This is a genomic window from Mycolicibacterium frederiksbergense (assembly GCF_012223425.1).
GTDB lineage: Bacteria > Actinomycetota > Actinomycetes > Mycobacteriales > Mycobacteriaceae > Mycobacterium > Mycobacterium frederiksbergense.
In genome coordinates this window covers 248991-261499 of record NZ_CP038799.1, presented here as the reverse complement: position 1 = coordinate 261499, position 12509 = coordinate 248991, and the positions used below count along the sequence as shown (strand labels likewise).

General features: G+C 68.4%; 11 protein-coding genes and 1 pseudogene. 6 read left to right on the top strand and 6 right to left on the bottom strand.

The genetic code is table 11. The annotated features are described in order from the left end of the window. Positions 1–2 precede the first annotated feature (2 nt). From EXE63_RS04315 to EXE63_RS04305, 3 genes are all read left to right on the top strand, one after another. Positions 3–1001, top strand: a complete 999-nt coding sequence (locus tag EXE63_RS04315; RefSeq protein ID WP_105362981.1) for a class I SAM-dependent methyltransferase — start codon at positions 3–5, stop codon at positions 999–1001. 27 nt (positions 1002–1028) lie between these two features. Then, positions 1029–2198, top strand: coding sequence for a THUMP-like domain-containing protein (locus tag EXE63_RS04310; protein WP_210000261.1), 1170 nt, complete (start codon positions 1029–1031; stop codon positions 2196–2198). Between the two features lie 62 nt (positions 2199–2260). Further along, positions 2261–2965, top strand: coding sequence for an esterase (locus EXE63_RS04305; RefSeq protein ID WP_168140953.1), 705 nt, complete (start codon positions 2261–2263; stop codon positions 2963–2965). Between the two features lie 13 nt (positions 2966–2978). On the opposite strand, the gene EXE63_RS04300 is transcribed toward EXE63_RS04305, so the two are convergent. Next, positions 2979–4268 (bottom strand): outer membrane protein assembly factor BamB, encoded by a 1290-nt coding sequence (locus tag EXE63_RS04300; RefSeq protein ID WP_168140952.1) that lies wholly within the window; start codon positions 4266–4268, stop codon positions 2979–2981. Between the two features lie 47 nt (positions 4269–4315). On the opposite strand from EXE63_RS04300, the gene EXE63_RS04295 reads away from it, so the two are divergent. Next, positions 4316–5053, top strand: a complete 738-nt coding sequence (locus EXE63_RS04295; RefSeq protein ID WP_105362984.1) for an acyltransferase — start codon at positions 4316–4318, stop codon at positions 5051–5053. Here EXE63_RS04295 and EXE63_RS04290 read toward each other — a convergent pair whose 3' ends face one another. Beyond that, positions 5054–5848: an SRPBCC family protein gene (locus EXE63_RS04290; RefSeq protein WP_168140951.1), complete on the bottom strand. Its 795-nt coding sequence runs from the start codon at positions 5846–5848 to the stop codon at positions 5054–5056. Further along, complete coding sequence (locus tag EXE63_RS04285; protein ID WP_168140950.1) at positions 5832–6449, bottom strand: ArsR/SmtB family transcription factor; 618 nt, start codon at positions 6447–6449, stop codon at positions 5832–5834. The genes EXE63_RS04290 and EXE63_RS04285 overlap by 17 nt, the downstream gene beginning before the upstream one ends. 117 nt (positions 6450–6566) lie before the next feature. Here EXE63_RS04285 and EXE63_RS04280 point away from each other — a divergent pair, with 117 nt between their 5' ends. After that, on the top strand, positions 6567–7835 hold the full coding sequence (locus EXE63_RS04280) for an IS30 family transposase (protein ID WP_436277738.1): 1269 nt from the start codon (positions 6567–6569) through the stop codon (positions 7833–7835). 58 nt (positions 7836–7893) lie between these two features. Here EXE63_RS04280 and EXE63_RS04275 read toward each other — a convergent pair whose 3' ends face one another. The 3 genes and pseudogenes from EXE63_RS04275 to EXE63_RS04265 form a co-directional block, all read right to left on the bottom strand. Further along, positions 7894–9123, bottom strand: coding sequence for a glycosyltransferase family 4 protein (locus EXE63_RS04275; protein WP_168140948.1), 1230 nt, complete (start codon positions 9121–9123; stop codon positions 7894–7896). Between the two features lie 25 nt (positions 9124–9148). Beyond that, positions 9149–10679: pseudogene (locus EXE63_RS04270) on the bottom strand (1,4-alpha-glucan branching protein domain-containing protein). A gap of 29 nt (positions 10680–10708) precedes the next feature. Further along, a complete protein-coding gene (locus tag EXE63_RS04265; protein WP_168140947.1) occupies positions 10709–11494 on the bottom strand; it encodes a class I SAM-dependent methyltransferase in 786 nt (261 codons plus the stop codon). A 197-nt stretch (positions 11495–11691) separates the two neighbouring features. On the opposite strand from EXE63_RS04265, the gene EXE63_RS04260 reads away from it, so the two are divergent. Further along, on the top strand, positions 11692–12483 hold the full coding sequence (locus EXE63_RS04260; protein WP_168140946.1) for an electron transfer flavoprotein subunit beta/FixA family protein: 792 nt from the start codon (positions 11692–11694) through the stop codon (positions 12481–12483). Positions 12484–12509: the final 26 nt, after the last annotated feature.

Here is a 12509-nt window from a genome sequence, read left to right as displayed (position 1 = left end):
ATATGACGAGCACGGACCATACGCCCCACGTCGACGCCGACGCGGAGCTCACACCGAATCCGCACGCCACCGCCGAGCAGGTTGAAGCCGCGCTGAAGGACACCAAGCTGGCCCAGATCCTCTATCACGACTGGGAAGCCGAGACCTACGACGACAAGTGGTCGATCTCCTATGACCAGCGCTGCATCGACTACGCGCGCGGGCGCTTCGACGCCATCGTCCCCGACGAGGTGCAGCGCGAACTGCCCTACGACCGGGCACTCGAGCTGGGCTGCGGCACCGGATTCTTCCTGCTCAACCTGATCCAGGCCGGGGTGGCCCGGCGCGGCTCGGTCACCGACCTGTCCCCGGGCATGGTCAAGGTCGCCACCCGCAACGGGCAGGGCCTGGGACTCGATATCGACGGCAAGGTCGCCGACGCCGAGGGCATCCCCTATGAGGACAACACCTTCGACCTGGTGGTCGGTCACGCCGTGCTGCACCACATCCCCGATGTGGAGAAGTCGCTGCGCGAGGTGGTGCGCATCCTCAAGCCGGGTGGCCGCTTCGTCTTCGCCGGCGAACCCACCAGTGCGGGCAACGTCTACGCCCGCAACCTGTCCACCCTGACCTGGCGGCTGTCCACCAACATCACCAAGCTGCCCGGCCTGGAGGGCTGGCGGCGTCCGCAGGAGGAGCTCGACGAGTCCTCGCGTGCCGCGGCCCTGGAAGCCGTGGTGGACCTGCACACCTTCGATCCCGAGGATCTGGAGCGGATGGCAGCCAATGCGGGCGCCGTCGAGGTGGCCACCGCCAGCGAGGAATTCACCGCCGCGATGCTGGGCTGGCCGATCCGCACCTTCGAGGCCTCGGTGCCTCCGGGCCGGTTGGGCTGGGGCTGGGCCAAATTCGCGTTCAACAGCTGGACGACGCTGAGCTGGGTGGACGCCAACGTGTGGCGCCGGGTCGTGCCCAAGGGCTGGTTCTACAACGTGATGGTCACCGGGGTCAAGCCGTCCTGACGGCGGGCAGGAGCGAAGCGACACGGGGTGGCAGTCCAGTTCTCCGTCGCCGACGTCGCCTACCTGTGTGGCGACGACGGTCGGCGAGCGCTGGCCGAGGTGGCCGGTCTGGGGTTGGTCGGTGCCGGTCAGGTCGCCGATATCGCCTCGGTGCGAACACATTTCGGTGAGCACACCGCGGTGCTCGTGGAGACGACACTGCTGCGCCGCAAGGCGGCGGCCAAGTTCAGCGATCCGTCGTCGTGGCTGTTCACCGACGATGCGCTACAGCAGGCCACCGCGGCCGCGGTGGCCGTGCACCGGGCCCGCCGGCTCGCCGGCGCGCGGGTGCACGACGTGACCTGCTCGGTCGGCGCCGAACTCGCCGCGCTGCGTCCGGTCGCCGGGCAGTTGCTGGGCAGTGATCTGGACCCGGTGCGACTGGCCATGGCGCGCAACAACGTTCCCGATGTTGCGGTGTGCCGCGCGGATGCGCTGCGCCCGGTCACCCGTGGCACCGTGGTGCTGGCCGACCCGGGCCGGCGCAGCGGCGGGCGGCGCCGGTTCGATCCGCGCGCCTACACCCCGCCGCTGGACGAGTTGTTCGACGCCTACCGCGGACGCGATCTGGTCGTGAAGTGCGCGCCCGGAATCGATTTCGATCAGCTCCCCGAGCTCGGCTTCCACGGCGAGGTCGAGGTGTGCTCGCTGGGCGGCAGCGTGCGTGAGGCCTGCCTGTGGCCGTCGGGTCTGGCCGCACCGGGTGTGCGCCGCCGCGCCACCTTGTTGGACCGCGGTGAGCAGCTCACCGATGCAGATCCCGACGAATGCACCGTTGCCCCGGCGGGGCGCTGGATCGTCGATCCCGATGGTGCGGTGGTGCGCGCCGGCCTGGTGCGTCAATACGGCACCCGTTACGGGTTGTGGCAGCTCGACCCCGATATCGCGTATCTGTCCGGTGACGAACTCCCGGACGGGGTAAGGGGTTTCGAGGTGCTCGGCGAGATCGGTTTCGACGAGAAGCGGCTGCGCCGCGAACTGACGGCCCGCGACGGTGGTGCGCTCGAAATCCTGGTGCGCGGTGTGGACGTGGACCCCGACGCCCTGCGGCGTCGGCTGAAGTTGCGCGGCGCGACGCCGCACTCGGTGGTCATCACCCGCATCGGCACCGGTGCGGCCGGGCGTGCGGTGGCATTCATTTGTCGGCCGTCCCGATAGCGCCAGGTACCCTGGCGGGCAGCGGCGCCTGTGCCGCTCCCGGTTCTTGGAGGATCCCCCAGATGCGCGTACCCACCGTTGCCGTATCGGTGCTGGCCGCGGCCGCCACCGCCCTTTCGGGTCTTGCGGGTGCCGCGACGGCGTCGGCCGCGCCGCCCAAATGCGAAGACGTGGGCGCCACCCCCGGACCCGGATTCACCTGTCAGATCCAGCAGACCGATCCGGCCTACACGCTCAACATCACCTTCCCGTCCGATTTCCCGGACCAGAAGGCGGTCATCGACTACGTCAAGCAGACTCGCGACGGATTCCTGAATGTGGCCAAGATGCCCGACTCCCGCGGGATGCCTTACGAGTTGGACACCACCTCGGCGCAGTACAGCTCCGCGGTTCCGCCGCGCGGTACGCAATCGGTCGTGTTCACCACCTACCAGAACGTCGGGGGTGCGCATCCGCAGACCTTCTACAAGGCGTTCAGCTGGGATCAGGCCTACCGCAAACCGATCACCTTCGAGAATCTGTTCCGTGAGGGTACCGACCCGTTACCGGTGATCTTCCCGGTGGTGCAGGCCGATCTGGCCAGGCAGTCCGGCATGCCGGACCCGGTGTTGCCCGAATCCGGTCTGGACCCGGCCAACTACCAGAACTTCGCGATCACCGACGATGCGGTGATCTTCTTCTTCGGCCAGGGCGAACTGTTGCCGGAAGCGGCCGGAGCCGTCCAGGTGTCGGTGCCGCGGGCGACCGTCGCCCCGCTGCTCGCCTGACCCCTACGAAAGGCTAGGCGGGCGCGAACCCGTAGACCTGGCCGTCGCTGGTCGCGGTCACCACCCGGCCCTCATGGCCGATCGAGACCCCGACCGGCGCGCCGGTGGCATCTGGCAGCGGGTAGCGGTTGACGGTGCCGCCCTCGATGGGGTCGAACACCAGCAGCGCCTGCCCCCGCTCGCCGTCGCGGACCACCGTGTAGCCGATGTCCTCACCGGCCCGGCTCGATGTCGACAGCGGCTCCACATCCGCACGTGTCCAGACGATCTCACCGGTATCGGTGATACCGGTCAGCTGTGCGCCGGGGCCGCCGCCGGCGACGATGACGCCCCCGGCAGACACCGAGGGCGGGGTCTGCGGCTGATACCCCAGCTCCACCGACCATTTCGCGGTGCCGTCGGCGGTGTCGAGGGCCCACAACCGTCCGTCGCGGCCGTTGACGTAGGCGGTGGTGCCGTCGGCCGACAGCGCCGGGCTGGCGAGGGGACCGCCGCCGACCGCCTCGCTGGTCCACTCGCGGCTCAGGATCGGGGTCTGGTCCGGCCGGTACCGCAGGCCGACGAGCACGGGGGCCTGCGCGCCGGGCTCCCACAGCCCGACCACCACGATCCCGGTCTGCGCGCCGAACGCGGGCGCGGCCGAGATCGGGCATTCCGGGCGGGCTGCCGCGCAGTCGGCGAGACCGCGATCGGAGTCGGTGGGATCGACCCCGGCCACCAGATCCAGCGACGTGCCCACGACGGTGCCCTTGTGCGCGTCGAACACCAGCACCTGACCCAGATGGGTCAGGACGAGCAACTGGCCCGGCGACAGCAGCCGCGGGGTGGTCGGCATCCCGATCACCGGCTGACGCCACCGGATCCACTGGGTGGGCGGGTAGGACATGATGGCGCCGGGCTGGCCGATGTAGAGATTGTCGAAATCGTCGAACAGCGGGCTGGACAGCGCGCCGCCCTGCCACAACCGGGTGCACCAGCGCTGCCGGGCGTTGTTGTCGGTCTCCCAGACCATCAGCGAGCACCCGTCGGGGGTCTGGCCGTTGACGGCGAGATAGCTGCCCGAGCCCAGCGCGGCCTGGGCGCCGAGTTCGCCCTTGACCGACCGTTCCCAGTCCGGCGTGAGCGCCTGCGCCCCTTCGATGGGCCGGTAGCTGCTGTTGGCGGCGTCGGCGTATTGGGCCGCCCACCCGATCGACGGGTGGGCCTCGACCCACGAATCGGTGTTTGCGCAGGAACTGACGGTCAGCGCCGCGATTCCCAGCACGGCAACAAGCCGGCGCACAGTTCCTCCTCGAGCAGGCATCGAGGTCCGAGACTAGCCCGTGTCGGGCTCGCGTAGGCTGACCGGCCATGACGACGATGTGGGGCGCGCCGTTACACAAGAGGTGGCGTGGTTCGCGCTTGGGCGATCCGCGTCAGGCGCAGTTTCTGACCCGCGACTCGCTGCGCTGGGTGCTGGCGAACAAGGCGTACACGCCGTGGTACCTGGTGCGCTACTGGCGGTTGCTGAAGTTCAAGCTGCGCAACCCGCACATCATCACCCGCGGCATGGTGTTCCTGGGCAAGGGTGTGGAGATCGAGGCCACCCCGGAACTGTCCACCATGGAGATCGGGCGTTGGGTGCACATCGGGGACAAGAACACCATCCGCTGTCACGAGGGTTCGTTGCGCATCGGCGACAAGGTGGTGCTGGGCCGCGACAACGTCATCAACACCTACCTGGACATCGAACTCGGCGATTCGGTGCTGATGGCCGACTGGTGCTACGTCTGCGATTTCGACCACAAGATGGACAGCCTGGAGCTGCCCATCAAGGACCAGGGCATCGTCAAGAGCCCGGTGCGGATCGGCCCGGACACCTGGGTGGCGGCGAAGGTGAGCGTGCTGCGCGGCACCTCCGTCGGCCGCGGGTGCGTGCTCGGCGCGCACGCGGTGGTCAAGGGGGAGATCCCGGACTTCTCCATCGCGGTCGGTTCGCCGGCGAAGGTGGTCAAGAACCGCAAGGTGGCCTGGGACGCGTCGGCCGCCGAGCGCGCCGAACTGGCCGCGAACCTGGCCGATATCGAACGGAAGAAAGCCGCCCGCTGATCAGCGCAGCGCGCCCTGGAGCAGGGTGCGCCACACGGGCTCCGCGAGCGCGGCATTGCGCGCCGCGTCCTCGCCATAGAAAAACGCATTGACCCCGGTGGCGGTCTGACCGCCGGGGGCGCAGATGCCGAACATCACCGCGCCCGCGGTCGGTTGGGCCAACCGGGCCACCAGGTAGCGCTGGTGCTCGTCCTGATATATCCGGTCCACGAGACCGACGAAATCGTCCTGGGCGGGGTGCAGCGTGCGCAGATCACCGACATCGGCGGCGTCCAGCCCGAACGCGGCCAGCATCAACTTCCACGCCTCGGGCTGGGGCATGCCCCCGGTGGCCGCGAGGTGAAATGTCACCGCGGGTTCACCGGCGAAGTGCGCGAGGTAGTTGTGCAGTACCGCGAAGTGACCGGGCCAACCCGATTCGAAGCCCTCGATCTGGTCATCCCAGTCCGCGCTCTCGGTGAACAGTGAGTGCACCATCCGGATGACACAGTGGTCCCCGGAGCGCGCGGTGACGGTGATCTCGGTGGCCACCGGCGGCGCGTCATCACACCAGTCGCGTTCGACGTAGCCGAACCGATGTGGCGGTTCCCATTGCGTCACTTCGCCGCTGGAGGAACCGTTGGGCCCGAAATCGAATTCGAGGGTGCCGCCGACCTTCTCGTCGATGGCGGCCCTGGTGAACCAGGCTGTGTTCCCCGGTCCCGTGGCGACGGCCTGCCACACCTGTTCCGGAGTGCCCGGCACCACCAGTTGCAGTTCCACCCAGCGTTTTTCGTCGTCATGGTGCACGGGCATCTCGGCGCTCCTGATTCTCGTCGGTCGACGGCGCGGGATAGGACGCGACGAACAGACGATGAGGCCGTCCGCGCGGTGCCGTCTCGTCGTGGTAGCGGGCCGCGAGTGTTGCGACCGCCTCGGTCAGGTCCCTGGTGAAGAAGGCGCGATCCGCCGGGGACCGGAAGCGGATCGTGGTGTCGATCGACAGGGTGGCCAGCCGTTTGTCGGCTTTGCGGGCCGCCTGCCATATTTCGCCCACCTCGTTGACCACGCGGGCCGCCAGCGCGATGAGGTGGCCGGCCGAGAACCGGTCGTTGGTCTTGTCCACCCGGGCGCCGACCGCACCCAGGGCGCTGGGGGACACCACGTAGGAGGCGGCGCTGGCGACCAGCAGACGTTCGGTCAGCCCGCCCCATTGCCGCTCCTCGGCGACGGCCACCAACCGGTGTCGTTCCAGCGCCCGCAGGTGGTAGTTGACCTTCTGACGGGTCAGGCCGACCCGAGCGGCCAGCGTCGCGGCGGACGCCGGCTCACTCAGCTCGGCCAGCAGCCGCGCACGCACGGGATCGAGCGCGCTGGTTGCGGCCGCCGGGTCGGTGATCACCTCGATCTCGACCATGCGCTCAGTCTGACCTTGACAAAAAATATTGTCAAGGGTGCCGAAACACGCGTACCCGGGGTTGCGAAGGGCTTGGCTTCAAGGGGTGGATGCAACAGCACTGCTTGAGGAGTGCTGTTGTCTCGAAGGTCGCTCAAGGCTGTGCGTGAAGCATTCTGGACCCATATCAGTGCCGGTTTCACCGTATGTCAGGCCGCGGAGGCTGCCGGCGTGTCGGAGACGACCGGAGTGGGCTGGTTCACCAATGCTGGCGGGGTGAAACCCCAGTTCAGTGCCCCGAAGAAGAGCGGTCGGCGACGGCGCCTGGATCTGGCTGATCGGATCCGGATCCAGATCGGCGTGCACAACTACGAATCGCTGAACTCAATCGGACGCAGCCTGGGCCGGCCGGCGTCGACGATCAAATACGAACTCGACGTCAACGGTGCCATCGCCGCCCACAACGGCGGCAAGTCCGGCTATCGACGCAAAGAGCGCTTCGGGGCCCGCCAAAGCGGTCGCACCACGATGCTGAACTACGACGCGTTACTGGCCCAGGTCCGCTCAGAGCACCGAGCTCGGCGCCCCAGAGCGGGCAAGCTGGCTACCAACCAGCGGCTGCACGACGCCGTGCAATCCCGGTTGCTTGACCAGCAGCACAGCCCGGCCCAGATAGCCCACCGGCTACGGTGGGACTTCCCCGACGATCCGGAGATGTGGGTGTCTCACGAGACGATCTACCAGGCAATCTACGTGCAGGGCAAGGGGAATCTGCGCCGCGATCTGCACACCTGTTTGCGCACCGGTCGAGCTCTGCGTAGACCACAGCACCGCCCCGACCAGCGCCGCCCTCGCATCCGCGACATGGTCAACATCAGCGATCGTCCCGCCGAGGTCAATGACCGCGCCATCCCTGGCCACTGGGAAGGTGACCTCATCATCGGCGCCAACAGCAGATCAGCGATCGGCACCCTGGTCGAACGCAGCACCCGGTTTGTGATGCTGCTGCACCTGCCTGACAACCACGGCGCGCTCGCGGTGCAAGAGGCGATCGTGGACAAAGTCGCCCAGTTGCCCGCGATCATGGTCCGCACGCTGACCTGGGATCAGGGCATCGAGATGGCCAACCACGCCAAGATCGCAAAGGCCACCGATCTCGACATCTATTTCTGCGATCCGCACTCGCCATGGCAACGAGGCACCAACGAGAACACCAACGGCATACTGCGTCAGTACTTCCCGAAAGGCACTGACCTATCAGGGTTTCCCGCCGACTACCTCGACTACGTCGCAGCCAAACTCAACAACCGACCCCGCCAGACCCTGGGCTGGAGAACACCCGCAGAAGCCCTCGACGCACTACTGTCGGACCCGCCTAAACCACCCGCTGTTGCAACCACGACTTGAAACCGCCGGTGCACATACCCCGGGTACGCGTGTTTCGCGGGGTGGGGGCGCGGGTGGGTCAGCCGTAGTCCGGCAGGGGGCGTTCCACGATCAGCCGGCGCGGTTGTGGTTGCCGCTCGGCACGTTTGGCGGCCAGGTACACCTGCGCGGTGTGGTCGGCGACCGTCGGCCAGGAGAAATCGGAGGTGAGCCGGTCGCGAGCGGCGAGCGCCCGGCGTTGTGCGGCGGCCGGGTCGTCGAGCACCCCGCGCACCGCGGTGGCGAGTGCGGCCACGTTGCGCGGCGGGCAGGACATGCCGGTGACACCGTCGATGACGGCCTCGCCGAGCCCGCCGGCGGTCGAGGTCACCAAGGGGGTGCCGGTGGCGGCGGCCTCCAGCGCGACGATGCCGAACGGTTCGTAATGCGAGGGCAGCACCGCCACATCGGCCCGGTGCAACAACGTGACGAGTTCCTGGTGATCGACGCGCCCGATGAACCGGGTGGCCTTGAGCACCTTGTGCTTGCGGGCCTGCGCGGTGAGGAACTCCAGCTGGGTGCCGTCGCCGGCGATGGTCAGTGTGGTGCCCGGGTGGGTCTTGCGGATGCGGGGGAGCGCCGCGATCGCGTCGTGCACACCCTTCTCGTACTCGAGGCGGCCGAAATAGAGCAGCGCGGCCGGTCCGCCATGGGCCCGGCGCGGCGCGAACGGCCAACCGTCGGTGTCGATCCCGTTCGGGATGACGGTCGTCTCGGACAGTCCCGGGCCGAACAGCGCGTCGATCTCCTCGCGCATGGACGCCGAACAGGTGATCAGCGAGTCGGACTCGTGCACCAGCCAGGATTCCAGGGCGTGTACCTGCCGGCTGACCTGTCCCGACACCCAGCCCGAATGGCGTCCCGCCTCGGTGGCGTGGATGGTGGAAACCAGTGGCACATCGAAGAATTCGGCCAGCGCGATGGCGGGATGGGCGACCAGCCAGTCGTGCGCGTGCACCAGGTCGGGCTGCCAGTCGCGCAGCGTCAGGCCGGAGCGGACCATGGCGTGGCCCATCGCCAGCGTCCAGGCCATCATGTCGGTGCCGAAGCCGAACTCGTGCGGGTCCTGGGCGGCGGCGATGACGCGCACGCCCTCGGTGACCTCATCGGTCGACGGATGGGTGCTCGGGTCGGTGCCGGTGGGTCGCCGCGAGAGCACCACGACCTCATGGCCGGCCAGCACGAGTTCGGTGGCCAGGTGGTGCACGTGGCGGCCGAGGCCGCCGATGATCACCGGTGGGTACTCCCACGACACCATGAGGATCTTCACGGGCATGCACCTTCGACGGATGGGGTCATCGGGGGAGCCGCCTGGCGTCCAGGGCGCCGAACAGCCCGTCGGCGCGGTTCCAGTCACCGGCCAGCCGCTGCGCCTGCTCGCGGCGCCCGGAGGCCAGCGCCGCGGAGATCTCCCGGGTGGCGTGGGCGTGCAGATGCGCGCGGTAGCGGGCGTATTCGGCCGCGGAGTCCTTGCTGACCATGAACGGCCAGTCGCTCGACACCGTCAGCAATGTCTCGCGCAGGATCTGGTCGGCCACCAGATCGCGGGACGCACCTGCGCCGCGGTGGGCCAGCGCCTTGTCCACCGCCGACAGCGCGGTATCGACGACCTCGGCGTTGAGTTGCACCAGATCGGACACCTTCTCGCCGTTCCAGACCTGCCAGTCCTTGCCTGAACCCCAAGAGCTGGGCGGCAATTCGACCGCGGGTCCGACGAATCCGGCCTCGATGGCATCGGCGAGGGTACCCACCCGGACACCGGCCTCGGGCAGTGCGCGCAGCAGTCGTTCCAGCCAGCGCGGGCCCTCGTACCACCAGTGCCCGAACAGCTCGGTGTCGAAGGCGGCGACGACATGCGCCGGCCTGCCGATGCGTTCGGATTCCTCGCGCAGCCGGCGGCGCACCACGCCGACGAAATCCGCGACATGCTTGTCGATCGCCCTGTCGGCGCGCTCGGGCTCGTAGGGGGCCTTGGCCTCCGAGGGCACGTTGCGACCCGTGACCCGGGCCGGCTTGAGGCCGGTGAGGTGGTCATGGGTGTGGAAATCGCGGTAGGCGGCGTGCCCCGGGTAGCCGGACTTCGGGGACCACACCCGGTAGCTGACCTGCAGGTCGCGACCGAAGGCCACCACGTCGGTGTCACCCACGGGCCTGCCCAGCGCGGTATCGCCGTGCAGCGACGGACCGTCGACCATGAAATGGCCCACACCGGCTGCGGCATAACCGATCTCCATTCCCGGGCGTAGGCGCACTCGGGCGCCCAGATGCCCTTCGGGTGTGCGCGAAGCGCTGCCGGGCGTCGGCCAGACCCTCGCGCAGCGCGAACTCGCGCAGCCGCGGATTGAGCAGCGGCTGGAAAGGGTGTGAGAGCGGACCGCCGAGCAGTTCGATGGTGCCGGCGTCGACGAGCTGGCGCAGCAGCGGGCTGCCACCGTGGCGCCACAGCGTGGTGAAACTCTCCAGTGCTTCGGTGGCGGCGGCATGCTCGCGAATGCCGAACTGGCGCATCGCTTCCGCCGAACCGAAGGTGCCCTCATCCCCGGTGCCGGCCTGTACGGTGGTGGCCTCCAGGGCGCGCAGCTGCCAGTTGGCCAGCCAGTGGTGCATGCCGGTCAGGCAGTACGGGTCATCGAGCTGGGCGGTGACCACCGGGGTCATGCCCAGACTCACCAGATGGCTGCGGTCCTCGGCGGCCAGCGTGCGCAGCACCCGCATGAGCGGCAGATAGGACGCCGCCCAGGACTGATAGAGCCATTCCTCGCCGACGGGCCAGCGGCCGTGATGGGCCAGCCACGGCAGGTGTGTGTGCAGCACGAGCGTGAACATGCCGGGTGCCGGGTCCGGCGGTGATTCGGTCACGGCAGCACCGCGATGGCCACCAGATCCAGGCTGTCGTCGATCCGGCTTTCCCGTGCGTCGAGCAGATCGAAATCCTCGGCGCGCACCGCGGCGACGTCGGCGAGCAACTCCTGCGGCCACGGCGCATCCGCGACCGCGCGGTCGATCTGGGCCGCGATGATGGAGCCCCCGTGGCGGGCGTCGAGCGCGGCAAGTCCGGCGCCGTGGAACACCCCGAGCATGGCATCGACCCGGAAGCCGCCCTGCTCCAGCAGTTCGGTGAGCTCGCCGGCGTTCAGTTCGCGGGTGTGGAACGGATTGAGCGGGGTGTCACGCCCCGGCGAGAAGGTGATGCGGTTGGGCGTGGACATCAGCAGCAGTCCGCCCGGGCGCAGCACCCTGGCGCATTCTGCGACGAACTGCCCCTGATCCCACAGATGCTCGATCACCTGGAAGTTGACCACCACATCGACGGAGCCATCGGCCAGCGGCAGATCGGCGAGATTTCCCAGGTGCATCCGCACCCGCGGGTATTTCGCGCGGATGTGGGCAACGGCCTGCTCGTCGTAGTCCACCCCGGTGACGCTGCGCGCGATCCCGGCGATCAGGTCGGCGCCGTAGCCCTCGCCGGGACCGGCCTCGAGCACATCGAGGCCGGCGCACCGGTCGGCGAGTCGCTGGTAGACGACCTCGTGGCGGCGGAACCAGTAGTTCTCCTCGGCGAGGCCGGGGATGGTGCGCTCACCGGTCAGGGGCAGGGGATCGCCCGGGCCAGCGCTGTCGACGGAACCGATTGTGCTCATTGGAAGGCAGGCTAACCCGTAATGGCCGGTTCGCGAACGGATGCCCTGGCGACCGTGGGGTCTGAGCGAACCAACTGACCGGTTATGGTGTCCTTGCGTGCCGTCAAAGTTACTCGCGAGTAACCTGGAGGCCGTTGGACAAAACGTGATATGCCCAGGCCGGCTGCCGGCCTCATCGAGGAGGACGAACCACAGTCATGACAAACATCGTGGTCCTGATCAAGCAGGTCCCTGACACCTGGTCCGAGCGCAAGCTGTCCGAGGGTGATTGGACCCTGGACCGGGAAGCCGCCGACGCCGTGCTCGACGAGATCAACGAGCGTGCCGTCGAAGAAGCGCTGCTCATCAAGGAGCGCGAGGGCGGCGACAGCACTGTCACCGTGCTGACCGCAGGCCCCGAGCGCGCCACCGAGGCCATCCGCAAGGCGCTGTCCATGGGTGCCGACAAGGCCGTGCACCTCAAGGACGACGGCCTGCACGGCTCCGATGTGATCCAGACGGGCTGGGCCCTGGCCCGTGCGCTGGGCACCATCGAGGGCACCGAGCTGGTCATCGCCGGTAACGAGGCCACCGACGGCGTCGGCGGCGCAGTGCCCGCTGTCATCGCCGAGTACCTGGGCCTGCCGCAGCTGACCCACGTGCGCAAGCTCAACGTCGAGGGCGGCAAGGTCACCGCCGAGCGCGAGACCGATGACGGCGTCTTCGGCCTGGAGGCCTCACTGCCCGCCGTGGTCAGCGTCAACGAGAAGATCAACGAGCCCCGCTTCCCGTCCTTCAAGGGCATCATGGCCGCCAAGAAGAAGGAAGTCACCGTCCTGACGCTGGCCGAGATCGGTGTGGAGGCCGACGAGGTGGGCGTGGCCAACGCCGGCTCCAAGGTGCTCTCGTCGACCCCCAAGCCCCCGAAGACCGCTGGCGAGAAGGTCACCGACGAGGGCGAGGGCGGCAAGAAGGTCGCCGAGTACCTGGTCTCCCAGAAGCTGATCTAGTCGCCGATCCCATTCTTCTCTGACAA